The sequence below is a fragment of the Candidatus Pelagibacter bacterium nBUS_27 genome (genome assembly GCF_051200985.1).
Taxonomy (GTDB): Bacteria; Pseudomonadota; Alphaproteobacteria; order Pelagibacterales; family Pelagibacteraceae; genus Pelagibacter.
Map to the genome: position 1 here is coordinate 632,867 of NZ_CP172845.1, position 25,641 is coordinate 658,507.

At 28.6% G+C, this 25,641-nt stretch carries 22 protein-coding genes and 3 tRNA genes; 5 read left to right on the plus strand and 20 right to left on the minus strand.

Features of this window, described 5'->3' with window-relative positions; translation table 11 throughout:
- Genes ACIJYG_RS03510 through ACIJYG_RS03520 form a run of 3 tightly spaced genes read right to left on the minus strand, consistent with a single transcriptional unit; the run spans position 1 to position 5,551 of the window.
- Entirely contained in the window at positions 1-1,206 is a 1,206-nt protein-coding gene (locus ACIJYG_RS03510) for a sugar phosphate nucleotidyltransferase (protein WP_435098703.1), read from the minus strand.
- Complete coding sequence (gene ilvD, locus ACIJYG_RS03515; protein WP_435089198.1) at positions 1,206-2,924, minus strand: dihydroxy-acid dehydratase; 1,719 nt, start codon at positions 2,922-2,924, stop codon at positions 1,206-1,208. The genes ACIJYG_RS03510 and ilvD overlap by 1 nt, the downstream gene beginning before the upstream one ends.
- Positions 2,924-5,551 carry a valine--tRNA ligase gene (locus tag ACIJYG_RS03520; RefSeq protein ID WP_435098708.1) on the minus strand — a complete coding sequence of 876 codons (2,628 nt, stop codon included), beginning with the start codon at positions 5,549-5,551 and terminating at the stop codon, positions 2,924-2,926. The genes ilvD and ACIJYG_RS03520 overlap by 1 nt, the downstream gene beginning before the upstream one ends.
- Before the next feature lie 124 nt (positions 5,552-5,675).
- On the opposite strand from ACIJYG_RS03520, the gene ACIJYG_RS03525 reads away from it, so the two are divergent.
- A tRNA-Cys gene (locus ACIJYG_RS03525) sits at positions 5,676-5,749 on the plus strand.
- A 50-nt stretch (positions 5,750-5,799) separates the two neighbouring features.
- A tRNA-Asn gene (locus ACIJYG_RS03530) sits at positions 5,800-5,875 on the plus strand.
- A 21-nt stretch (positions 5,876-5,896) separates the two neighbouring features.
- Here ACIJYG_RS03530 and ACIJYG_RS03535 read toward each other — a convergent pair.
- The 11 genes from ACIJYG_RS03535 to ACIJYG_RS03585 form a co-directional block, all read right to left on the minus strand.
- On the minus strand, positions 5,897-7,084 hold the full coding sequence (locus ACIJYG_RS03535) for an alginate lyase family protein (RefSeq protein WP_435098711.1): 1,188 nt from the start codon (positions 7,082-7,084) through the stop codon (positions 5,897-5,899).
- Positions 7,085-7,134: 50 nt separating this feature from the next.
- Positions 7,135-7,506: a helix-turn-helix domain-containing protein gene (locus tag ACIJYG_RS03540; protein ID WP_435089201.1), complete on the minus strand. Its 372-nt coding sequence runs from the start codon at positions 7,504-7,506 to the stop codon at positions 7,135-7,137.
- Positions 7,507-7,704: 198 nt separating this feature from the next.
- Positions 7,705-8,439: an amino acid ABC transporter ATP-binding protein gene (locus ACIJYG_RS03545; RefSeq protein ID WP_435089202.1), complete on the minus strand. Its 735-nt coding sequence runs from the start codon at positions 8,437-8,439 to the stop codon at positions 7,705-7,707.
- Positions 8,440-8,445: 6 nt separating this feature from the next.
- On the minus strand, positions 8,446-9,717 hold the full coding sequence (locus ACIJYG_RS03550) for an amino acid ABC transporter permease (RefSeq protein ID WP_435098714.1): 1,272 nt from the start codon (positions 9,715-9,717) through the stop codon (positions 8,446-8,448).
- A 2-nt stretch (positions 9,718-9,719) separates the two neighbouring features.
- Positions 9,720-10,865: an amino acid ABC transporter permease gene (locus tag ACIJYG_RS03555; RefSeq protein ID WP_435098717.1), complete on the minus strand. Its 1,146-nt coding sequence runs from the start codon at positions 10,863-10,865 to the stop codon at positions 9,720-9,722.
- A gap of 66 nt (positions 10,866-10,931) precedes the next feature.
- On the minus strand, positions 10,932-11,972 hold the full coding sequence (locus tag ACIJYG_RS03560; protein WP_435098720.1) for an amino acid ABC transporter substrate-binding protein: 1,041 nt from the start codon (positions 11,970-11,972) through the stop codon (positions 10,932-10,934).
- Positions 11,973-12,139: 167 nt separating this feature from the next.
- A tRNA-Arg gene (locus tag ACIJYG_RS03565) sits at positions 12,140-12,216 on the minus strand.
- 34 nt (positions 12,217-12,250) lie between these two features.
- On the minus strand, positions 12,251-13,492 hold the full coding sequence (locus ACIJYG_RS03570) for a TrkH family potassium uptake protein (protein WP_435098723.1): 1,242 nt from the start codon (positions 13,490-13,492) through the stop codon (positions 12,251-12,253).
- A gap of 171 nt (positions 13,493-13,663) precedes the next feature.
- Positions 13,664-15,055 (minus strand): Trk system potassium transporter TrkA, encoded by a 1,392-nt coding sequence (trkA, locus tag ACIJYG_RS03575; protein WP_435098726.1) that lies wholly within the window; start codon positions 15,053-15,055, stop codon positions 13,664-13,666.
- Between the two features lies 1 nt (position 15,056).
- Positions 15,057-16,412 carry a sigma-54-dependent transcriptional regulator gene (locus ACIJYG_RS03580; RefSeq protein ID WP_435098729.1) on the minus strand — a complete coding sequence of 452 codons (1,356 nt, stop codon included), beginning with the start codon at positions 16,410-16,412 and terminating at the stop codon, positions 15,057-15,059.
- Positions 16,412-18,193: an ATP-binding protein gene (locus tag ACIJYG_RS03585; RefSeq protein ID WP_435098847.1), complete on the minus strand. Its 1,782-nt coding sequence runs from the start codon at positions 18,191-18,193 to the stop codon at positions 16,412-16,414. Before ACIJYG_RS03585 ends, ACIJYG_RS03580 begins: the two co-directional genes overlap by 1 nt.
- 22 nt (positions 18,194-18,215) lie before the next feature.
- Between ACIJYG_RS03585 and ispF the strand changes: the two genes are divergently transcribed.
- From ispF to ACIJYG_RS03600, 3 genes are read left to right on the plus strand one after another with little or no spacing between them, the layout of a single operon-like run.
- Positions 18,216-19,319 carry a 2-C-methyl-D-erythritol 2,4-cyclodiphosphate synthase gene (gene ispF / locus ACIJYG_RS03590; protein ID WP_435098732.1) on the plus strand — a complete coding sequence of 368 codons (1,104 nt, stop codon included), beginning with the start codon at positions 18,216-18,218 and terminating at the stop codon, positions 19,317-19,319.
- On the plus strand, positions 19,316-19,807 hold the full coding sequence (locus tag ACIJYG_RS03595; RefSeq protein WP_435098735.1) for a phosphatidylglycerophosphatase A family protein: 492 nt from the start codon (positions 19,316-19,318) through the stop codon (positions 19,805-19,807). The genes ispF and ACIJYG_RS03595 overlap by 4 nt, the downstream gene beginning before the upstream one ends.
- Entirely contained in the window at positions 19,807-20,271 is a 465-nt protein-coding gene (locus ACIJYG_RS03600; protein WP_435098738.1) for a CinA family protein, read from the plus strand. Before ACIJYG_RS03595 ends, ACIJYG_RS03600 begins: the two co-directional genes overlap by 1 nt.
- Here ACIJYG_RS03600 and ACIJYG_RS03605 read toward each other — a convergent pair whose 3' ends face one another.
- Genes ACIJYG_RS03605 through ACIJYG_RS03630 form a run of 6 tightly spaced genes read right to left on the minus strand, consistent with a single transcriptional unit; the run spans position 20,272 to position 25,632 of the window.
- Complete coding sequence (locus ACIJYG_RS03605) at positions 20,272-20,727, minus strand: type II toxin-antitoxin system RatA family toxin (protein ID WP_435098741.1); 456 nt, start codon at positions 20,725-20,727, stop codon at positions 20,272-20,274.
- Positions 20,727-21,647 (minus strand): lipoyl synthase, encoded by a 921-nt coding sequence (gene lipA / locus ACIJYG_RS03610; protein ID WP_435098744.1) that lies wholly within the window; start codon positions 21,645-21,647, stop codon positions 20,727-20,729. Before lipA ends, ACIJYG_RS03605 begins: the two co-directional genes overlap by 1 nt.
- Positions 21,637-21,939, minus strand: a complete 303-nt coding sequence (locus ACIJYG_RS03615; protein ID WP_435098747.1) for an FtsB family cell division protein — start codon at positions 21,937-21,939, stop codon at positions 21,637-21,639. The genes lipA and ACIJYG_RS03615 overlap by 11 nt, the downstream gene beginning before the upstream one ends.
- A complete protein-coding gene (gene eno / locus ACIJYG_RS03620) occupies positions 21,939-23,195 on the minus strand; it encodes a phosphopyruvate hydratase (RefSeq protein WP_435098752.1) in 1,257 nt (418 codons plus the stop codon). Before eno ends, ACIJYG_RS03615 begins: the two co-directional genes overlap by 1 nt.
- Entirely contained in the window at positions 23,195-24,019 is an 825-nt protein-coding gene (gene kdsA / locus ACIJYG_RS03625) for a 3-deoxy-8-phosphooctulonate synthase (RefSeq protein ID WP_435098755.1), read from the minus strand. The genes eno and kdsA overlap by 1 nt, the downstream gene beginning before the upstream one ends.
- The gene (locus tag ACIJYG_RS03630; RefSeq protein WP_435098758.1) at positions 24,016-25,632 is read right to left on the minus strand and encodes a CTP synthase; all 1,617 of its coding nucleotides are present in this window, start codon (positions 25,630-25,632) and stop codon (positions 24,016-24,018) included. The genes kdsA and ACIJYG_RS03630 overlap by 4 nt, the downstream gene beginning before the upstream one ends.
- Between the last annotated feature and the right edge of the window lie 9 nt (positions 25,633-25,641).

The following is a 25,641-nucleotide window of genomic DNA, read 5'->3' on the forward strand; positions in this document are numbered from 1 at the left end:
TTATTTAACCCTTCCATAAATATCTTCAAATCTAACTATATCTGTCTCTTTAAGAATTGATCCAACTTGAGCTTCAAATATTTTGACTGGTTTTTTTCCAGGATTTTGAATTCTATGAATTGCCTCTAATGGAATAAAGATGTGATCATTTGGTTTTTTTACAAAACTATTTTTGTTCAATGTTATCTTGGGATTTCCTTGAGTAACTAGCCAATGTTCAGCTCTATGATGATGTTTCTGTAAACTTAAAATACCTTTTGGTTTTACAAATAACTCTTTAATCAAAAAATCTTTACCTTCAAATAAATTTGTGTACCTGCCCCATGGTCGATAAAAGATATTCTTCTTCTTGATGTATTTATTCTTTTTTTTGTCATACATTTTTAAAATTTCTTTCCAACTTCCAAGATCTGACCAAGGTATATCTAGTTTGATAGCATTAATTTGCTTTGTTTTTTCTAAAATTGCATAGTCAAATGATTTAGCTGTAGCTTTAGTAAATGAAGTTTTGTTTAAATAATAAATATTAGATTTTAGTTTTGCTTTTTTAACCGCATTTACACAGTTTCTATAAATAATTGGTTGGTTTTTTTGAAAGTTATTAATTATTGAGTCTTTTCTAAGGAAAAACATTCCTGAATTCCAATAACCTTTTTGTTTTATTACATGTTTAGCTTTAGAAATTTTGGGTTTTTCAATAAATTTAGTTACTTTATTAATGTTTCCTTTAATCTTTTTAGTAACAAAATATCCGTATTCACTTGAAGGTGATGTAGGTTTAATACCGAATATGAAGATATTTTGATTAGTTAAATTTGATTTATTTTTATTTATCGCTTTATTAAACACACTCATTTTTTCAATTAAATGATCGGCTGTAAAAAACATCAATGGCTGATCATTTGGAATATCTTTAATTAAGGCAGTACTTAATATAGCTGGAGCCGTATTTCTTTTTGCAGGTTCTAAAACTATCTTATATTTTTTAATCTTATTTTTTTTAAGATGTTGTTTTACTTGTTTTAAGTATTTTTTATTTGTACTTATAATTGGAGAGTCATAAATAGGTGCTTTAGTTCGCTCTAAAGTTTTACACAGTAAAGTCCAATTTCCAAAATCAATAAATTGTTTTGCTTGATGTTTTTTAGAATTTGGCCAAAGTCTTGTTCCAGCACCTCCACATAAAATGACCGGTCGTATCTTCATTAAATTTCTGAATAATCCTTAACTTCTTTTTTCTTTCCAGGATGAGTTGGTGCGCCCAAATAAGCTGGTCCTACTGTTTGTGCGTATTTCCAAAGTGTTCCTGATCCAAAATCTGATTTTCTTGGTTTCCATTTTCTTTTTCTTAAAGTTAATTCTTTTTTAGAAAGCCTTACATTTATCGTCCCTTTTTTAGCATCTATATCAATTACATCTCCATTACGTAATAAAGCTATAGGGCCTCCTAGGGCCGCCTCAGGGCCTACATGACCTACACAAAAGCCTCTTGTAGCTCCAGAGAACCTTCCATCTGTTATAAGAGCAACTTTTTCACCCATTCCCTGACCATAAATTGCACCTGTTGTAGATAGCATCTCTCTCATACCTGGGCCTCCTACAGGGCCTTCGTAACGGATTATAATTACATCGCCTTCTTCATATTTACGTTTTTGGACAGCGTCCATAGCTGCTTCTTCATTATCAAAGCATCTTGCTTTACCAGTAAATTGTAATTTCTTAAGTCCAGCAATTTTAACTATACCGCCATCAGGAGCTAAATTTCCTTTTAAACCAACAACACCTCCATCTGGAGATAATGGATTATCATATTTTCTTAAAACTTTTTGCTTAGGATTAAATTTAATATTTTTTAAATTTTCCTTCATTGTTTTCCCGGTAACAGTCATACAATCACCATGAATAAAACCTCCATCATAAAGTGTCTTTAACAACATTGGTACACCGCCTGCTAACCACATATCTTTTGCAACATATTTTCCGCCAGGTTTTAAATCAGCAAGATAAGGTGTTTTTTTGAAAATTTTAGCCACATCCATTAAATCAAATTTTATTCCAGCTTCATTGGCAATTGCGGGTAGATGTAATGCTGCATTAGTAGATCCACCTGTAGCAGCAACTATAGTAGCAGCATTTTCTAAAGCTTTTTTTGTAACAATGTCTCTAGGTTTAATTTTTTTTGCTAAAAGATTCATTACTGTTTTTCCACTTTCTTTAGCGTACTTATCTCTTTCTTCATATGGAGCTGGCGTACCAGCAGAATATGGCAGGGCTAAACCAATAGCTTCTGATACACATGCCATCGTATTTGCTGTAAATTGACCACCACAGGCACCTGCACTTGGACATGCAACTAATTCTAATTTTCTAAGTTCTGCTGAAGACATTTGACCAGACGAATGTTTTCCAACAGCTTCAAATACATCAACAACTGTTACGTCTTTTCCCTTATATCTTCCTGGAAGAATTGATCCGCCATAAATAAATACACTTGGTACATTTAACCTAACCATCGACATCATTAGTGCTGGTAAAGATTTATCACATCCAGCAATACCAACTAATGCATCATAGCAATGCCCTCTTACAGTAAGTTCAGCAGAGTCTGCTATAACCTCTCTAGATATTAAAGAAGCTTTCATTCCTTCATGACCCATTGCAATTCCATCTGTAACTGTAATTGTGCAAAATTCCCTTGGAGTACCACCATTAGCTCTAACACCTTTTTTAACTGATTGAGCTTGTCTCATAAGAGCAATATTACAAGGAGCAGCTTCGTTCCAAGTTGAAACAACACCTACAAAAGGTTTTGATACATCTTTTTCTGTTTCGCCCATTGCATAATAAAAAGACCTGTGAGGAGCTCTATCTGCGCCTAATGATGTATGTCTGCTTGGAAGTTTCTTTTTATTAAATTTTGCCATTATATTCCCTTTATAGTTACTAATATTTTATCAATATCATTCTTTAAATTATTATAATTAGTTTTTTCCTGATCAACAATCTCTTTCGGTGCTCTATCTACAAAACTTTTGTTTTCTAATCTTTGCGATATCTTGTTCATTTCTTCCTGAATTCTATTTTGTTTACTAGTTAAATTTTCTTTAATTAATTTTAAATCAACATCTTTATCAAAATAAATCCTAAATAAATCACCTGTAACAACCATAGTTGCTGCTGGTTTATCTAAGTCATCATTAAGGATATTATTTATTCTTCCTAATTTTTTAAGGATAATTTCATTGTCATTAATAAATTTTTTTTGGTTATCATTAATATTATTGATAGACATGTCTATAAATGAACCTGGGCTTACATTAAGTTCATTCTTAAAGGATCTAATTTCAGATATTATACTTATAATATTTTCAACTTGCTCTGTATTAGAGTCTTTATTGATTTTACCAGAAGGCCAATTAGCAAGCATTAAAAAATCTTTGCTTGAATTATCAAATTTATTTTTAAGCCATATCTCCTCTGTAACAAATGGAATAAAAGGATGTAGCAAAATTAAGATTTGCTTGAATATATAACTTGAAACTTTTTTAACCTCAGATTTAGCTTCTTCATTATCCGAAAATAGTATTGTTTTAGATAATTCTAAATACCAGTCACAATAAGAGTGCCAAGCAAATTGATAAGCATTTTTTGCTGCCTCGTCAAATCTATAGTCTTCTAAATTTTTCTCAATTTTAGATTTTGCTTCAATTAATTCTGCATAAATCCATTTATTGATATTAACTGATAAATTTGGAACTTTATCGATGTCAGAAAAATCACATTCATTTGTGATTAAAAAATTATTAGCGTTCCATAGCTTATTCAAAAAATTTCTATATCCTTTAACTCTGTCTTCTGAAAGTTTTACATCGGTACCAGGAGATGCCATCGAAAGAAGAGTAAATCTTAATGCATCGGCACTATATTTTTCAATTAAATCTAAAGGATCAATAACATTACCTTTAGATTTTGACATTTTTTGACCCTTCTCATCTCTGACTAAAGCATGAACATAAATATCTTTAAAAGGTTCTTTATTTAAAAATTCTGTTCCAAACATAATCATTCTAGCAACCCAGAAAAAAATAATATCAAAACCAGTTACTAAAACTGAAGTTGGATAAAACTTTTCAACATACTCTTTATTGTCTGGCCAACCCAATGTTGCAAATGGCCAAAGACCAGATGAAAACCATGTATCCAACACATCTGGATCTCGAATTAAATCAACATCTTTTTTATAATGTTTTTTTGCTAATAATTTTGCATCATCTTCATCTTCAGCAACAAATATCTTTTTGTCAGGACCATACCAAGCAGGTATCTGATGGCCCCACCAAAGTTGTCTTGAAATACACCAGGGCTCTATATTGTTCATCCATTGAAAATAAGTCTTAGACCAATTTTCAGGAAAGAAATTAGTCTTTTTTGAATTAACAACTTCTTTTGCTTTAACAGATAATTTTTCTGCATCAGCAAACCATTGTTCTGTTAAGAAAGGTTCAATAATAGAATTAGATCTATCCCCATATGGAACCTTATTTTTTATATTTTCTTCTTTAACAAAAAAATCTTTATCTTTTAGTTCTTTTAAAATTCTCTTTCTTGCTTCAAATCTGTCTAATCCTATATATTCTTTAGGCGCATTTTCGTTAATTTTACCAGCTTCAGTAAATATATTTATAATTTCAAGATTATTTCTTTGTCCAACATCGTAGTCATTAAAATCATGCGCGGGTGTAATTTTTAGTGCACCAGTTCCCTGTTCAGGATCTGCATAATCATCTTCTATAATATTAATCTTTCTTCCAACAATTGGTATTGTAACTTTTTTGCCGACAAAAGATTTAAAGCGATCATCTTTTGGATTAACTGCAATTGCAGTATCTCCCAACATTGTTTCAGGTCTTGTTGTTGCAATTGTTATAAATTCTTCGGTTCCATCAATAGGATACCTAATATAATAAATTTTTGAATTTACTTCTCTTTGATCAACTTCAAGATCAGAAATTGCAGTTTTTAAAACAGTATCCCAATTTACTAGTTTTTTATCTTTGTAGATTAAATCTTTATTATATAGATCAACAAATACTTTTATTACTGATTTTGAGAGGTTTTCATCCATTGTAAAAGCATTACGCGACCAGTCACAAGAGCATCCAAGTTTTTTTAATTGGTTAATAATGATGTCACCATATTGCTCTTTCCATTCCCAAACTTTTTCAATAAATTTGTCTCTACCAATTTCATTTTTATCAATTTTTTCAGCAGTAAGTTTTCTTTCAACTAAAGCTTGAGTAGCAATACCTGCATGATCTGTACCTGGTTGCCACAAAGTTTCATAATTATTCATTCTGTGATAACGAACTAACAAATCTTGAATAGAATTATTTAAAGCATGACCCATATGAAGACTTCCAGTCACATTTGGTGGGGGTATAACTATTGAAAATTTTTTTGAATTTTCTTTAGGTTTGAATAATTCATTTTTTTCCCAATAAGAGTAAATCTTATCCTCTACATCAGAATGTATATATTTATCGTTACTCATGAATGTATAAAGTTTATAATTTATTAATCTAAATTAACAATAATCAATTTAGATCGTTATTTAATAGACTAATGAGAAATATTTAATATAAAAAGGCATCTGAAGCTATTAGTCAAAACAAGATGGCAACGTGGCGGAATGGTTACGCAGAGGATTGCAAATCCTTGTATCCCGGTTCGATTCCGGGCGTTGCCTCCAAAAAAAATCTTGTTTTAACTATAAAAAAAAGTAAGTTGAGTTTTTTACATTCCTCGGTAGCTCAGTTGGTAGAGCAGTTGACTGTTAATCAATTGGTCGTAGGTTCGAGTCCTACCCGAGGAGCCAAAATCTTTTTTTTAAATTTATCTATTTGTTAGCTAAAGCATTATAGATGCAGCCAATTCCAATTCCTGCAATCTCATCACTTTTTAAAGATCTAGATCTAGTTGTCATTTTAGATTTTAGGAATTTTGATGTTCTGTGATCAGGATATCTATATTGGATAATATGAAACCAAGGGCCATTAAAACTCACTCCATCTAAATTTTTATTAAATTTTTGAACACCGTTACTTGCTTGTGAATTATGTGCTTTTTTTGCCCAAGGCTCTAAAATTGAATTATCCATGAAACCATCTTGGAATAATTCAGCAGCTTTTAATAAATTTTTTTCATAATTTTTTGGAAGTTTTACATTTGCTGCATTGGCAATTTCCAAAATCATAAAAGCTTCACCTAATCCAGTATGATGATACCATAATGACCTATTACCACGTGTTGTCCTATCTTTAATGCTACCATCTTTTAAAATCCATTTATCTGCACCTTTAATTAGCTTTTTAACTAGTGATTTATAATTTTTATTATTATTGTGTTTGAGAGCAATGTTAGGGAAAAACCATCCAGCAGAATTTCCCATATAAAATTTTGATACTGGTTTTATCCTTTTGTAAAAAGATTTAAACCATTGATTAATCTTTTTATGTCTGGGATCATCTGTTTTATAAGATGTAAAGTTTAAGTTATAAATATAATTAAGACCCATAACAATTTCTACAGCAACAGTTGCATCTTTTATTGGCGCTATATCTTGGCCGTTAGGATCGCTCCATTCTCCCTCACAATCTTTTAAAATAGGTTTATCTTTTGAGTTTGTGTAACACTGCTTGGTTGCTGATAGTGTATTATTCTTTGCCCAAGTATAAAGTTTATCAAATAAAAATTCTTTATCTTTATCATTCTCAGTAACACTGGCATAAGTTATTGCATCTGCATATTCTTTAAAAACATCTCTACTGTAAACACCTTCTACTATCTTCCAGTTATCCATTCTTGAATTGTAGCCAAGTATTTTGGGCGCAAGATCTTTGTTAATAATATTTTTTTTAGGCTTATAATTGTTAAAACCACAAAACTTACTTTTATGTTCTATGGTTAGTTTGTTAAATTCATCTAGAACATTATCTGGAATAAATGGAGATTTGCTTAACTGCTTAGCGTTCAAAGAAGTGCTAAAAAAAAATACAATAAATATATATGAAATAAATTTATTCATAAATAATAGATATACTTTAAAAACTGAGTTTAGTGGGTCTTAAAATAAAATTATACTGCTTTAGAAATAACTGTTCCTGATATTTGTAAAGATTTATTAAATTTTAATTTTTGATCAGCACTAAGTTCTGAATATAATTTTGTTAAAAAATTATAGTTAACATTCATGTGACCTTCTTGAGATTTTTCTAAGTTAATTAGATATTCAGAAAAATCTTCAAAGAAATAATTAATTGGAACTTTTAAATAATTAGATAATTGTAGTAATCTAATAGAACTTACTCCATTAGTTCCTTTTTCGTATTTTTGAATTTGTTGAAATGTAACATTAATCGCTTTAGCAACTTTAGTTTGTGTTAATCCTAAAGCTAATCTTCTCAGCTTAAGTTTATTACCTAAGTGTTTGTTGAAATTATCTTCCATTAAGACCCCTCTTAATTAAATTTAAAATCATATTGAACAAACTTATTGAGGTTCATGCAATAGATAAATTTATTTATTTTCTTATTAAAAGATGAGTGACAAAAAACCTGTCAAGCTTAAGATTTTAAAAAAACTATTGTTTTTAAGATAAAAATATCAAACAGTTATCTTAATTTTTGATAATAAAAGAGTTAAAAGTTATAAAATTTGGCTTAAAAATAGCTTTGTTCTATCGCTCTTAGGATTAGCAAAAAATTCTTTTGTGTCAGCCTTCTCTACTATCTTACCTTCATCCATAAATATCATGCAATCAGCAACTTCTTTAGCAAATCCCATTTCATGAGTAACAACTATCATGGTCATTCCTTGTTTAGCTAAATCAACCATTACATCTAGTACTTCTTTAATCATTTCTGGATCTAATGCAGATGTTGGTTCATCAAATAACATTATTTTGGGTTCCATACATAGCGCTCTAGCAATAGCTACCCTTTGTTGTTGTCCACCAGAAAGTTGTCCCGGAAATTTTTGAGCTTGATCTAAAATCTGAACTCTTTCCAAGTGTTTTAAAGCCAATTCTTCTGCCTCTTTTTTAGGCATTTTCTTAACCCAAATAGGAGCTAATGTGCAATTGTCTAAAATTGATAAATGCGGAAATAAATTAAATTGTTGAAAAACCATTCCGACTTCTGCTCTAACTTGTTCTATATTTTTTGTATCTTCAGAAATCTCAGTTCCATCAACTATAATATTTCCTTTTTGATGCTCTTCTAATCTATTAATACATCTAATTAGTGTAGATTTACCAGATCCAGATGGTCCACAAACAACAATTTTTTCTTTAGCTTTAACTTCAAGATTAATATCTTTAAGTACTTGAAAGTCTCCATACCATTTGTTTACTTCTTTAATCTGTATAATTGAATCTGACATAGTTATTTATCTATCTGTTTTAAATTTTAATTCTAATTTTTGACTATATTTACTCATACTGTAGCAAATAATCCAGAATATAATTCCAGCAAATACGTAACCTTCCATCGAAAACCCAAGCCATTTAGGATTTGTTTTTGCTAAGTTTAACATTCCAACTAACTCCAATAACCCTACTACAAAAATTAATGGAGTATCTTTTACTAAAGCTAAAAAAGTATTGGCAATACCAGGTATTACTAGTTTAAGAGCTTGTGGTAAAATTACTAATAAATGAAGTCTCCAGTACCCCATACCTAAAGATTTTGCTGCATCATACTGTCCTCTAGGTAGTGCTTGTAAACCACCTCTAATAACCTCAGCTGTATAAGCAGCTTCAAATAAAGTAATAGCGACAATAACTCTAATTAATTTATCAACATATGTTCCGTCAGGTAAAAACATAGGAAACATCACTGCAGACATAAATAATACTGTAATTAACGGTACACCTCTCCAAAACTCAATAAATGAAAGCGACGAATACTTAACAACAGTTAAATCAGATCTTCTTCCAAGTGCCAACATCATCCCTATGGGGAAACAGAAGATTAATGAAAAGAAAGAAACAATAAATGTTAAGGATAAACCACCCCACGCACCTGTTTCTACCCATTCTAAACCAAATTCACCACCTGAAATTAAATAGTAAATTAAAAGAAATGAGATTATTGGTAAAAAGATAACATAATAAAATGTTAAATATTTTTTAAATTTTAATGGAAAAAAATATCCAGCTCCCATTAACCCTAAAACAATAATAAATGTTGCATTAACTCTCCATTGCTCAGCATTAGGATACATTCCATACATAAATCTATTAAACCAAGTTTTTATATAAACCCAACATGCACCACCTCCTGTACAAGCTTCTTTGCTATCACCAACAAATGTAGCATCAAGAACAAACCAATTGAGTAATGGAGCAACACTGAAAATTATCAATATGATTATACTTATACTTAAAGCTGCATTAAAATTACTAGTGTTAATATTTTTGTTAAGCTCATCTAGGATTTTAATGCCAGAAAATTCTATTCTTATTAAATGTAATCCAATCATTCCAAATATTAGAGGAGTAAAAAAACTGACAAAAGTAGGTAAAAATCCAGTAATGTTAGTCTCATAAAAATTATTTAGACAAAAATCAATTAACCCTAGTGCAAAAAATAAAGAACCTAAGATTAAAAATAAATTTAAATTTTTTCTATTGGGTTTTAAAAAATTTATATTACTCATTACTATTTTTCCTGTATCGCAATTCTTTTATTATACCAGTTCATAAATAGTGAGATTACTAAACTGATTGTTAAATAAGTAGCCATTGTAATTCCCACAATTTCAATAGCTCTACCTGTTTGCATCATCGCAGTACCTGCAAAAACTAATACTAAATCTGGGTAAGCAATAGCTGCAGCCAAAGATGAATTTTTTGTTAAGTTTAAATATTGGTTTGTAGTAGGTGGTATTATAATTCTTAATGCCTGAGGTAAAATTACTAATTTTAAAACTTGGCTAGGTGTTAAACCAATCGATGCAGCTGCTTCTTTTTGACCTTTCCCTATACCTTGTATTCCGGCTCTTACATTTTCGGCAATAAAAGTTGCTGTATATAAAGTTAAAGCTAATGTCAGCGCTATAAGTTCAGGAGGTATTCCAACACCACCTTCATACGTGAAAGAAGTTTGAGCTAGTTGTTTCAATACTGGAAAGCTCCAAGAAAGATCAACACCGCCTATTATAAAAGTTAATGCTGGTAATATAATAAAAATTCCTAGTGAAATTAAAAATTTAGGATACTGTTTTCCCTCTTCTTCTTGTTTTCTTTTTGCAAATTTATTGAAAGAATAAATTGCCACCATTGCAACAATCAAAGCAATCATAAATACATCAAAATTGTTCCAAATTGGAGCTGGTGTATATAGCCCCTTGATAGTCATAAAAGAAGATCCAAAAATTAATGGGGCATCCTCTGGCATTGGTAGTGCTCTTAAAGCTGCAAAATACCAAAAAAAGATCTGTAACAACAAAGGTATGTTTCTAAAGAATTCAACATAAAAACTGGCTGTTTTATTAATTAGATAGTTAGGTGACAATCTGGCAACACCAATCACAGCACCTAATAGAGTACTTAAAATAATACCAATGAATGAAACTAACAATGTATTTAATAGTCCAACTAGATAAGCACGTCCATATGACATGGAGCCATCATAATCAATTAACGAAAATTGAATATCAAATGAAGCTTCTTTTGATAAAAAACCAAAACCAAACTCGATACCTCGAGTATCCATGTTCTCTTGGGCATTCATTGTAAAGAAACCAAAGATTAAAACTATAAATAATAGAGTTAAAAATTGAGGTAAGATTTTTTTAAATTTCATTTGATAAGATACTATAAAAAAAGGGCTAGATAAATCTAGCCCTTTTTATCAATTTATTACTTTTAATTATCTTGATGGTGGAACGTATAAAATACCACCTTTAGTCCATAATTCATTTGGACCTCTGTCTGGTAAGATACCAGTGTCAGCTATATTTCTCTTATAACTTTCACCATAGTTTCCAACTTGTTTGATAATTCTCAAGTTCCACTCGTTATCTAAACCGAATGCAGCACCCATTTCACCTTCAGCACCAACTAATCTTTTGATTTGTGGGTTTTCTGAAGTTTTCATTGAGTCAGCATTAGCAGAAGTAACACCGTACTCCTCAGCTTCGATCATAGTATTTAAAGACCATCTTACGATATCTTCCCATACTGCATCACCTTGTCTAACAACAGGGCCTAATGGCTCTTTTGAAATAGTTTCAGGTAATACGATGTGATCATCAGGGTTTGACATTTTAGTTCTTTGAGCAGCAAGACCTGATTTGTCAGTAGTGTAAGTATCACATCTACCAGCATCATAAGCAGCTACAACTTCGTCAGCTTTTTCAAAAGCAACTGGAGTATAAGAAATTCCTTTAGAGTTAAAGAAATCTCTCATGTTTAACTCAGTTGTTGTACCAATGTTAGTACAAGCTGAGATTCCATTTTTGAATTGGCTTGTTGAAGTAATTCCAGAGTTTTTTCTAACCATGAAACCTTGACCATCGTAGAAGTTTACTCCAACGAAAGTTAGTCCAATGTCAGCATCTCTAGAAAGAGTCCAAGTTGTGTTTCTTGATAAGATATCAATCTCACCAGAAGTTAAAGCTGTAAATCTTTCTTTAGCACTTAATGGTGTGAACTTAACTTTGTTCGCATCACCTAGTACTGCAGCAGCTACCGCTCTACATACATCAACGTCAACACCAGTCCAATTTCCTGCAGCGTCAGCATTAGAAAATCCTGGTAGACCTTGAGATACTCCACATCTTACAAAACCCTTCTTCTGAGTGTTTTTAAGTGTCTTAGATTTTTTAGCAGCGAAAGTTTCAGTTGTAAAAGTAAACAACACAGCAACCATTGCTACTAAAGAAGTTAATTGTTTTACGTATTTAAACATTATTCTTCCTTTTAGTTATTTTTATTTGTTAACAAATAATTCAAAATAAATTTGAATTAGGTTATTCTTTTATCATTATCTAAAGTTGATCAAAGTAAATTGATTAATTTAGAATGCTTTTAACTATATGTTGTGTGGGCAAAAGTAAAGAGGATATATATTGATAATGGTGCGCCCTGCACGACTCGAACGTGCGACCCTCGGTTTAGAAAACCGATGCTCTATCCAGCTGAGCTAAGGGCGCAATAAATAAATACAGATACATATATAATACTTAATTAGTATTTAAAAAGAAATTTTTTAGCTATTAAAAGTAAAGATAAAAGCTCAACTCTACCTATAATCATAAAAAAAATCAGAAAGTATTTAGTTAAAAAATGAAGATTATTAAAGTCAAAATCACTTAGACCATAAGCAGATGAATTGGCTGTATTCATTAAAGTCAAAATTGCTAATTTAAATGAACTTTCAAAGCTAATATTACTTAAACTTAATAAAGAAGTTAAAATAAATAATGAAATAATAAAGATTATTATTGTTAAAAAATATTTATTAATTTCTTTGACTTCGAAATTTATTTTAGAAAACATTAATTTATTCATAAAAACATTTTTAGGTTTACTAAAAGATAAAATTTGATTTAACGAATATTTAGTTAATGAATATATTTTTAGAAACCTTAAACCAGAACTTGTGGAAAAAAAAGATCCACCAATTATTACTAAAATTAAATAAATAAAACTCAATTTTGATTGGTCATATTCTAGTGAGATACCAATATTGGATATACTACTAACAAGAGATAAGAAACTATAAGTAAAATTATTATCAAAACTAAAGAAAATAAAAAAAATTGTAACAGCAAATAAAAGATACAAAAATAAATGAATATCCTCATAAAAAAAATTAAGATTTTTATCTCTTAAAAAAATCAAATTATAAATGCAAAAAATACTAAAAAAGGAAACTAACATTAATAATGAAAAAATAACTATTTGAGACTGGTTAATTAAAATTGACGAAAGATTATTGGATGGCAAAAAACCACCTGATGAAATTATAGTCATTGATAAATTAAGAGAATTAAAAGATCTAATATCAAAAAAATTTAAGATTAAAAAAATAGATAAAGTTATACTTGAATATAAAATAAAAATTTTAATTGTTTGCTTTAATACTTCGGCACTATTAAATGATAAAAAGTTTGTAAGTGATTTTTTTAAACTATCATCATAAATATCTATTAAAAAAATAATTGAAAAAAGAAAATATAAACCCCCTATCCATTGTATAGAGGATCTCCATAAAATTAAACCTTGATCAATGTGTTTTATATTATCAAAAATTGTGAACCCGGTAGAGGTAAATCCAGAAACAGACTCGAATATTGAGTTTAAAAAAGTCAGGTTATAAATACTGAAGTAAAAAGGTAGTGACAATATAATCGGTAATAAAATATAGCCTAAAAAGACAGTCAAAATCTTTTCAAATATTGATGGTTTTCTATTAGCCTCTTTCATCTTATAGAATAATAAACCAACAATTAATGAAGAAAATAAACTAAAATAGTATGTATTAAGATTTAAATATAAATTGAAGTAATAAGAATAGATAATATTTAAAAAAGAAAAGACTGACACTAAGATTAAAAAAAAACTTAGATATTTTACCCTAAATAGAGACATTTATAATTATATAGAACTTATTCTAAATATATTTTCTACTACTGAAATTGAGTCTTTTTTAGCCAAAAATACAACTCTATCATCTTTTTGAAATATAAAATTTGATCTAGGAATGACCACCTTATCATCACGCAAAACAGCGCCTATTCTTATCTCTTCAGGTAAGTTTGAATTTTTTAATTCTTTGTTAATTAATTCTGAAGTTTCAATAATTTCAGCTTCAATAACTTCATATTCACCATTAAGAATAGTGTAGGCTGTTTCGATTGTACCCTTGTGGATATGTTTTAAAATACTGGAAACTGTATTCATCCTAGGATCAATTAAATCATCTATCTTCAAAGAGTTTTGTAATAATGAATAATTTGGCTTGTTTATTAGGGCCATTGTTCTCTTATCATCAATTTTCTTGTCATCTTTTGCAAATTTTTCAACAAGAACACTCACCATTAAATTATCTTCATCATCATTTGTAAGTGCAAGCACCGTCTCTACTTCCTCTAAATTTGCTTCAATTAAAACCTCTTCATCAAGAGCATCCCCATTTATAATAATAGTATTATTTAATTCGTTTGCTAAGAATTCTGAACGATCTTTATCTTTTTCAACAATCTTTACCCTTGCTGAATCTAAGCTTTCTTCAAGATTTTTTGCAAGATTAAATCCAATGTTTCCACCACCTACAATCAATATCTTTTTTGATACCTTTTCATTATGTCCGAAAGCTTCAAGCGTTTGAGACATTTGGGTAGAGTTGATAATGACATAAATTTTATCATCTTTTTGAATATCATCATTCTTTTTAGGGATTAAAAATTTATCCCCCCTAATAATACCAATTATATTTGCATCAAGGTTTGGATGTTTTTTTGTTAGCTCATTAAGTTTAATATTAATTAAATTACAATTTTCATTTATCAAAATTTCTAATAATCTGATTCTATTATCAGCAAAAGGTACACTGTCCAAAGCGCCAGGTGCTTCCAACTTTCTTTGAATTGATTTTGCTATTTCTAATTCAGGTGAAATAATTACATCAATTGGTAAATTCTCCTTATTATAAACAGTTGTAAATTTAGGATTTAAATAATCTTGCGATCTAATTCTTGCAATTTTTTTTGGGATATTAAAGATAGAAAAAGCTATTTGACAAATAACCATATTAATTTCATCGTTACGTGTAACTGCAATAATCATGTCAGCTTCAGAAGCGTTTGCTTTCTCTAAAATAGTTGGATACGTGGCTTTTCCAACTATAGCTTTAACATCCAAGGAGTCATCTATCTTTTGGATATCCTCGCTGGACTGATCTATAACAGTTATAGAATGACCTTGTTCACTTAGCTGTTTGGCTATAGTAAAGCCTACTCTACCTGCACCACATATGATTATATTCATTTTAATTAAATTCTTTTATTCCTAAACCTTTTAATTTTCTATGTAAGGCACTTCTCTCCATTCCAACAAAATTTGCAGTTTTTGAAATATTGCCATTAAATTTTTTTAGTTGGATAGTTAAATACTCTTTTTCAAACTTTTCTCTAGCTTCTTTTAATGGCACAGATAGGCTATTTTCTTCAATTTGATGATTAAAATTTTCTTTTTTTAGTGACTCTTTAATTATATTTGAAATTTTTTCTTTTGTATCTGGCTGTAAGATTGCAATTCTTTCAATTAAATTTCTTAATTCTCTAACATTACCTTTCCAATTGTGATTTAAAATATAGCTATTATTCTCATCAATTTCTAATTCTTTAATATTGTAATTTTCTGATATCTTTTTGGAGAAATATTTAATTAATAAAGGAATATCTGAAATTCTTTGGCTTAATGGTTCAATATTAATTTCAAATACATTTATTCTATGAAATAAATCTTCTCTAAAGTTTCCTATTTGAATTTCTTTTTTTAAATCTTTGCTTGAAGAACAAATTAATCTAACATCTACACTTACATCACTATTTCCATTAACTCTCTTAAATTTTTGATCAATTAATACTCTTAAGATTTTTGACTGAATATCCAATGGTATTTCTGAAATTTGGTCAATAAGTAAGGTTCCCCTGTTTGCTTTTTCTAGTGAACCATATGATATTGATCCATTTTCCTTCTCCTCACCAAACAATTCAAGTTCATATTTATTTGAGTCTAATAATGCACCATTTAAAACAATGAATGGATTTTTACTTCTTAAAGAATTTTTATGTATCTTTCTTGCAACTAATTCTTTACCTGAACCTGACGGTCCATGTATAAAAATTCTACTTTCTGTTAAAGAAATTTTTTTTATTTGATCAATTATATTAATTGTGTTCTTGCTGTCTCCAATTAAATCATATGATGAAAATAATTTACTTTCATATTCTTTATTCTGTTTTTTTAGATTGAAATTTTCAACTGCACGACTTACAAAATTTAGTAATCTTTCTTGATCAAATGGTTTTTCAATAAATTCGAAGGCTCCATGATGCAAAGATTTGATAGCCATTTCAATATTAGCATGACCAGAAATTATGATTACAGGAACATCCTTGTTCTTAGTTTTAATGTGAGATAAAAGTTCGATACCATCATTATCCCCTTTATCTAATTTTACATCAAGTATGGCAACATCAGGTAATTTTTTATCTATTTCTGCTAAAGCTTGATTGTAATTAGCTGCAATTCTTGTTTTATAGCCAGCATCTATTATTAGCTCATTAATAATATTTCTTATATCGGCATTATCATCAACTATTAAAATTTCAGCACTCATTATTTTATAAAAGTAATTTTTATTGTGGCCCCATCATCTTTTGATTTAAATTCAATGTTACCGTTGTGATCATTAATTATTTTATTTACAATAGATAGACCAAGTCCTGTTCCTTGTTTTTTGGTTGTAAAGTATGGATTTAAGATTTCTTTAATGTCTTTATTCAAACTTTTAAAACCGATTCCATTATCATCAATTATTAAACTTATATGATCATCAAAATCATTTAATTCAATAGTGATGTTTTTATTAAAATTACCCATATTTTCTGTTTTTTGCTCAATACTTTCAATCGAATTCTTAATTAAGTTAAGAAAAACTCTACTTAATTGCTCTTTATCACTATTAAAAATTATTCTTTTTATATTATGATCAAAATTAATCTTTATTGAATCGTCTAATTCTTGGAGCAATTTAATATTATCCGCCATTAAGATAACTAAATCATTATTTTGAAATATGGGTTTAGGCATTCTAGCAAAATCAGAAAATTCATTTACCAATTTTTCAATTTGTTTAATTTGATTGTTAATAATCTTAAGATTTTCTTTAAAATCATTCGTATTTTTTTCAGTTAACTCTGAAGAATATTTATTTTTTAATCTATCAATAGTTAATTGAATTGGTGTTAGAGGATTTTTAATTTCATGAGCTAGCTTTCTAGCTAAACTACCCCAAGCTTCATGTCTTTCATTTATAACCAATTTATTTTGTTGATCTTTTAATCTTTCAATCATTTGATTAAAATTTTTATTTAATGTTTCTAGATCTTTATCAGTTTTTACTTCGGGAACTTTGATATCTAAATTTCCATTACCAATTGAAGTTGAGGCTAAAATTAAATTATTAATTGACCTAAAAAATCTTGAAGAAAATCTAATAGCTATAGATATAGATACAAACAATAAAAGTGAAACGACAACAATATAAATTATTGCAAACGAAACTTTTATACCTGTGCTTTTTTCTTCGACTGTATAATAAAAGTTAATAGCCTCTTCTGTCTCTGTTAAATATTTGGAAATATCTTTGTCAAGATATTTAACAACATAAATAAATCTATCTTTAAAATTTTGTAATCGCATAATAGCTGATGATCTGTTTTCAAATGCATTTATAATTTTTAAAGGACGATCGTCGTCCAAAACTAGATTTAAAGCTTTATCAACGGGTGGTATATAAGGATCATTATCTTCAATAGTTGAAAATAATAATTTTTTTTCTAAATTTATTATATGTATTTCATCAACACCACGAATTAATTTTTGTGTTTGCAAAAACCTTTTGTATTCTTTTTCACTATCATTTAAAAATTTTTTACTTTTGTTTACATCAAAAGCAATAAGAACTATTTCTGATTGAATTTTATTTCTAACTTCGTCAACATAATCTCTGGCTAGTTCATAAGAATTATTGACAACTGTCGTTACTTTTTTGTCAAAATATTTTTCAAGTGCAAAAGAAAAAAGAAATAAAGAAAAAACAGATATCAGTAATGAAGGTATAAAAGTAAAAAGTGCAAAATATGTTATGTATTTTTTGTTTGATTTTAAACCATCTTTATCAATGTCATTTTTAATTGCTTTTTTTATTTCTAAAAAAATAAAAACAAAAAGAAGTCCAAGCAAAAAGAAATTTAGTATTAGTAAAAATTGTAAATTTTGACTTGATAGTTCTATGAGACTTTTATCAATAAAAGTTAAAAAGGTTAAAAAACCAACAAATAATGTGATAATAAATAGGAATATTAAATATATGTTTTTTTTGATAAAATCGTACATTCTTAAAAAATAATCACTATAAATGATGAACAATTATTTTATAATACTTGCCTCAGGACAAAGCAAAAGATTTAATTCGAATAAACCAAAGCAATATATTACTTATAGAAATAAAGCTCTTTTTGAACATTCTTTGGATAAAGCCATAGAATCAAAACTTTTTAAAAAAATTATTTTAGTTGTTAACAATAAAAAACAAATCAAAAAAAAATACTCTAAAGATATTGCAATTATTAAAGGTGGCAAAGAAAGATCGGACTCCTCTCTAATTGCCTTAAAATATATTAAAAAATTTAGTCCTAATAATGTTTTAATTCATGATGCAGCAAGACCCAATTTTACTATTGGCCTTTTAAATAAATTAATTAATTCTCTAAAAAAGAATAAAGCATCTGTTCCTGTTATTTTTTCTAAAGACTCAATCAAATATAAAGTTAAAAATCAATTGTTTAATCTTAATAGAAAAAATTCTTATTTAACGCAAACTCCTCAAGCATTTAAATTCAAAGACATTTATGATTTGTCTATAAAACAAAAAAATATAATTCAAGATGAGGCAACACTATTTATCGATAATAATTTGAAAATTAATTTTATTAAGGGTGAAGCTTTAAATAATAAGATTACTTTTAAAGAAGATATCATTAATACAAAAACTTATTTTGGTATTGGATTTGATATTCATAGATTGATAAAAGATAAAAAACTTTATTTAGGTGGGGTTAAAATCCCCTTTCATTCAGGTTTAAAAGGTCATTCAGATGGAGATGTAATTTTACATTCAATAATTGATGCACTATTGGGTGCGATGAGAAAAAAAGATATAGGAACTTTTTTTCCAGATAATAAAAATAAATTTAAAGATATTAGATCGCCAAAAATGCTAAAACCTATTGTTGATATCTTAAATAGAAGTAATTTCTATATTAATAATTTAGATATCAATTTGATATGTGAGCAACCTAAAGTTTCCAAATATAGAAATAAAATAATCAGCTCTTTATCAAATCTATTAAATTTAGATAAAGATTTAATTAATTTAAAAGGTAAAACAGTTGAAAAATTAGGATTAATTGGAAAGGAAAAAGCAATAGCTTGTGAAGTTATTTGCTCAATATCACAATGAAAAAAATCAATGTGCTAATATCAACTTTTTTTGGTTATGGCTATTTAACCAAAATACCAGGAACTGTTACATCGTTAGTTACGACTTTATTTATTTATATTGCATATGAATATCTTGGATACACAGATCTTAAATTTTCAATTATTTTTTTTACTCTTTTATTTTTCTATTCTTTTTATGCGGTTAAAGATGCAGAAAGTGAGTTTAAGAATAAAGATCCTAGACAAATAGTTATTGATGAAGTTTTAGGTCAAGCTATGCCTTTAATATTGTTGTTATATTTAAACCAAACTAATCAACTAAATATGCAAATTGAAATATATTATGTTTTGTCATTCGTATTCTTTAGGTTTTTTGATATTTTGAAACCATTTCCAGTAAGTTATTTTGATAAAAATTTTAAAAATTACTTTGGAATAATCATGGACGATATTATGGCTGGATTGTATTCAATGTTATTAATTTACCTAATAAGTCTTAAATTTTAATGAGCATACAATTACTTCACAAAAAACTGTTAAAAAAGAAATTATCTATATCTGTTGCAGAGTCTTGTACTGGTGGTTTATTGGCTCATAATTTAACTAAATTAGCCAACTCATCAAAATATTTTCAAATGGGGCTAACCACCTACTCCAATCTAGCTAAAATTAAAATTTTAAAAGTAAATAAAAATATAATTAAAAAATATGGAGCTGTAAGTAAAGAGTGCTGTAAATCTATGGTCCAGAATTTATCTAAAATTTCAAAAAGTAAAATAAACGTTTCTATTACTGGAATAGCAGGACCTGGTGGAGCTTCAAAGAATAAACCAATAGGTTTGGTTTATATTGGTATTAAAAAAGGTAAAACCTTAATTGTTAAAGAAAATAGATTTAAATCAAATAACCGTAATTCTATTCAAAAATTAACAGTTAGAGAAGTAATTAAGATAGTTTTAAATTTAATTTAATTACTTTTCTATTGGTCTATAAAGATCTTCTGCTCTTTTTTGAAAAGCATCTGCTATCTTATTCAAACCAAACTCGAAAGACTTAGACATCAAAACATTTAAGAATTTATTCTCGATTTCAAAATCAATATCAAAAGAAATTTCGGTGCCCCCTTTTGTTTCATTAAAATTCCAATTATTTTCTAAGTGATTTAATGGGCCGCCAATATTGGTTACATTTATAGTACTGTTCTCTTTGTCAAATTTTACATCACTTTTGTATGTATCTTTAAATGGTCCTTTACCAATGGTAAGATCAGCAATAATTAAAATTTGATTACCTTCTTTATTTCTTTCATAAACATGTGAGTCCAAACAAAAAGGAACAAACTCTGGATATTTTTCAATATCAAGAACTAAATCAACAAGTTGATTTTTTTTACATTCAATTAATCTCTTAACTGATGCTTTAGGCATTAATGTTTGTTTAATCTATTTTGCTGAAGTTGAGCAAAATCTTCATCAGCATGATACGAAGATCTTGTTAATGGTGATGAAGAAACTAGTAAAAATCCTTTTGCTTTAGCTATTGTTCCTAAATCATCAAATTCTTTTGGAGTATAATATCTATCAAGTGGATGGTGTTTTGTTGATGGCTGAAGATATTGACCAATAGTTAAAAAATCTACATCTGCAGCTTTCAAGTCATCCATAACTTGTAAGATTTCATCTCTACTTTCACCTAGTCCAACCATAATTCCAGATTTGGTAAAAACATTTTTATTAACTTGTTTGGCATTTTTTAAAAGTTCTAAAGATGAAAAGTATCTTGAGCCAGGTCTTACTTTTAAATAAAGACTTGGTACAGTTTCGATATTATGATTAAAAACATCTGGGTTTGCATCTAAAACTCTTTTATAAGAGTCTCCTTTTCTCAAAAAATCAGGTGTTAATACTTCAATTGTAGTATTTGGATTTTGTTTTCTTGTTTGATTTATTGTTTCAAAAAAATGTTCTGAACCACCATCATCTAGATCATCTCTATCAACAGATGTTATCACAACATGTTTTAAATTTAATTTTTTAACAGCTTCTGCAATTTTAATTGGCTCTAATTGATCTAGTTTTCGAGGTAAACCAGTTTTAACATCACAAAATGCACATGCTCTAGTACAAGTATCTCCCATTATCATAAATGTTGCATGTCTTTTACTCCAACACTCGGTAATGTTTGGGCAATTAGCTTCCTGGCAAACAGTTACTAAATTATTATTATTTACAATTGTTTTTGTTAAGAAAAACTCTTTACTATTTACAAGCTTAGACCTTATCCAATCTGGTTTTTTCTTGATCGGATTAATCGGTTTGTTTTGTTTTTCTGGATGTCTAGTTTTCATCGTTTTTAATTATATAAATCGTCTCTCCTTCTTTTCCAAACAAAAATCTTTCTCTTATTAATGTTTCAATATAATCAAGATCTAAATTGGTGCTTAGTAAAGTATTTTTATGATCTAAATCATTTATTTTATTAACTAAGGATAATTCTTCACTTTTCAAGTTGGACAAAAGTTCTTTTTTTTCAATAAATGAAAAAAGACCCCTTTCACCTGATACAAGATTAAAAGCAAAGTAAAAGATTAAAAAAATAGATACTAATAAAAAATAATTCCTTTTTATTAATCTTAGCATTAATTGATTTTATTCATCCTCGCCTTTTTTCCAAGTTCTTCTTCAATACGAATTAATTGATTATATTTAGCTACTCTCTCGGATCTTGCTAATGATCCAGTTTTAATTTGATTAGAGTTTGTCCCAACTGCCAAATCTGCAATAAATGTGTCCTCACTCTCTCCTGATCGATGAGATATGATTGTTTTATATCCTATAGTTTGAGCAAATTTTATCACATCTAAGGTTTCAGATACTGTGCCAATTTGATTGAGTTTAATTAAAATTGAATTTGATGAAATATTTAAAAAACCTTTTTTAAGTCTTTCAAGGTTTGTTACATACAAATCATCTCCAACGATTTGAACATCTTTTACTGATTTCATTAATTTATTCCAAGCCAGCCAATCATTTTCTGCAAAAGGGTCTTCGATTGATTTTATCTTATATTTGTTAATAATTTTTTGATATTCTTTGATCGATTTTTCAACTGAAATATAACTTTTAGAATGAATGGAGTATTTATTCTTTTTAAATAATTCATTGGCTGCAACATCAAGACATATGGAAACATCTTTGCCGTTTTTAAAACCTGCTTTTTTAATTGCAGAAACAATTAAATCTAGTACCTGATTATTACTACTGATCATTGGAGCAAAACCACCTTCATCACCAACAGATGTCGATAACCCATTATCTTTAATTAGCTTACTTAGACTTTTAATAACTAAAAAACAAACTCTCATTGCTTCAGAGAAACTTTTTGCACGATCAGGTCTGATCATAAATTCTTGAATTCTAAGACCGTTGTTAGCGTGTGCCCCACCATTAATTATATTCATTAAAGGATATGGTAATTGAAAATTTTTCTTTACTGAAAATGTTTTATATAAAGGTAATTTTTTAACTTTAGCTGAAAGTTTTTTAACAGCCATAGAAACAGCCAACATTGCATTTGCCCCAAGATTTGTTTTTTGTCTTGTGCCATCAAGGTTAATTAAAAGGGTGTCAATTCGTTCTTGGTTATGAATATTTTGACCTTTTAATTTTTTTGAAATTTTTGTATTAACTAAATTTACAACACTAAAAACACTTTTTCCTAAATATCTTTTATTGTTTTTGTCTCTTTTTTCATAAGCCTCATAACTTCCAGTAGATGCGCCAGAGGGACAGATGGCTGATGCGCTATTATTCTTTACATGCACTTCAGCTTCAACAGTTGGATTACCTCTACTATCAAAAACTTGTCTTGCTTTTACTTTTAAGATTTTGCTCACTACTTTTTAATTAAGTTATCAATATCAGTTAATTGTTTAAGTAAGTTTTCTAACTTATCTAAAGGAACCATGTTTGGGCCATCTGAAGGAGCATTATCAGGATCTTGATGAGTTTCAATAAACACTCCTGCAACTCCTACTGCAACTGCAGCTCTTGCTAAATATTCAACAAACTCTCTTTGCCCACCAGAAGATTCACCCTGACCACCTGGTTGTTGTACTGAATGTGTTGCATCAAAAATTACTGGATAACCATTCTTTGCCATGATCGGTAATGATCTCATATCTGATACTAAAGTATTGTATCCAAAGCTAGCTCCTCTTTCTGTAACTAAAATATTTTCATTTCCAGAGTCTGCTATTTTTTTAGTAACATTAACCATGTCCCATGGAGCTAAAAACTGTCCCTTTTTAACATTTATAATTTTATTAGTTTTTGCAGCAGCAATTAGAAGATCTGTCTGTCTGCATAAAAATGCTGGTATTTGTAAAATATCAACATAATCTTTTAATAACGAACATTGCTCTGCGTTATGAATGTCGGTTAAAATTGGAACATTCAATTCTTTTTTAATTTTATCAAACACTGGAAGGGATGCTTCTAAACCAGCTCCTCTTTGACCTTTAAGACTAGTTCTATTAGCTTTATCGAAAGAAGTTTTATAAATAAATCCAAGATCAAATTTTTTTGTAATTTCTTGAATTTTACCTGCCATGTCCATTGCATGCTGTTCTGTTTCAAGCTGACATGGTCCGGCAATAATACAAATTTTATTATTATTTGAAATTTCTATATTTCCACAATTTACTTTTTTATTACTCATTTATGATTTTTTGCTGCCTTGATAAATGATGAGAATAAAGGATGAGGGGCTAAAGGTCTAGATTTAAATTCTGGGTGAAATTGAACTCCTATAAACCATGGGTGATTTTTTAACTCTATAATCTCAGGTAACTTATTATCAGGCGATAAACCAGAAAAAATCATCCCTTTTTTTTCAAACTTATCTTTATAAGCAATGTTCACTTCATATCTATGTCTGTGTCTCTCTTTAATCAATTTTGATTTATAAATTTTTCTGATTTGTGAATTATCCCTAAGCTTGGCATCGTAGGAACCTAATCTCATTGTCCCACCTAAATCTTTATCAGTTCCTTTAATCATCTTTCCATCTTTGGTCCATTCATTAATTAATCCAATTATAGGTAAGCCTTTTTTATCAAATTCACTTGATGTAGCATTTTTTAAATTTAATTGATTCCTTGCAAATTCAATAATTGCCATTTGCATTCCATAACAAATACCTAAGAAAGGTATCTTATTTAATCTAGCATATTTGATTGCTTCAATTTTTCCATCAGTTCCTCTTTTTCCAAATCCACCAGGAATTAATATTCCTGAAATATTTTTGAGTTTTTTCTTAATTTCTGAAACTTTTAATTTTTCAGAGTCTATTCTAACTAGATTGACCTTTACTTTATTATCTATTCCGCCATGAGTTAATGCTTCATCCAATGATTTATAAGCATCTTTCAGCTCCACATATTTTCCTATAATTGCAATGTTTACTTGCTTTTTATTTTGTAAAATTATTTTAGTAATTTTTTTCCAAGGATTTAGGTTTGCAGGTTTTTTAGATTTTAATTTAAAATAATTCAATACTTGAAGATCTAATTTTTCTCTAAAAAAACTCATTGGAGCTTCATAAATAGTTCTTACATCCACAGTCTCAATCACATTCTTAATATCAACATTACAAAATAACGAGATTTTTTTTCTATGATCTAAAGGGATTGGTCTTTCAGATCTACAAATTATTATATCAGGCTGAATACCTATGCTTCTTAATTCTTTTACAGAGTGTTGAGTAGGCTTTGTTTTTATTTCATCGGAAGCTTTTAAATATGGAACTAATGTTAAGTGAATAAATAATGCATTTTTTTTTCCAACATCATTTGCAAATTGTCTAATAGCTTCAACAAAAGGTAAGCTTTCGATATCCCCTACTATTCCTCCGATTTCACAAATTACAAAATCTTCTTTTGATGAATCGTGCTTGATAAATTGTTTAATACGATCTGTGATATGGGGAATTACCTGAACAGTTTTACCAAGATACTCTCCTTTTCTTTCTTTTCTTAAAACATCACTATAAATTTTACCTGTTGTTATATTGTCTGATTTTTTCGCAGATACTCCAGAAAACCTCTCATAATGTCCAAGATCTAAATCTGTTTCAGCTCCATCATCTGTTACATAAACCTCTCCATGCTGAAACGGACTCATTGTTCCTGGATCTACATTCAAATATGGATCTAATTTTCTAATTCTGACTTTGTAACCTCTTGATTGAAGTAAGTAAGCTAAAGAAGCTGAAGAAAGACCTTTTCCTAAGGAAGAAACCACACCGCCAGTGACAAATATATATCGCGCCATGGAACTATC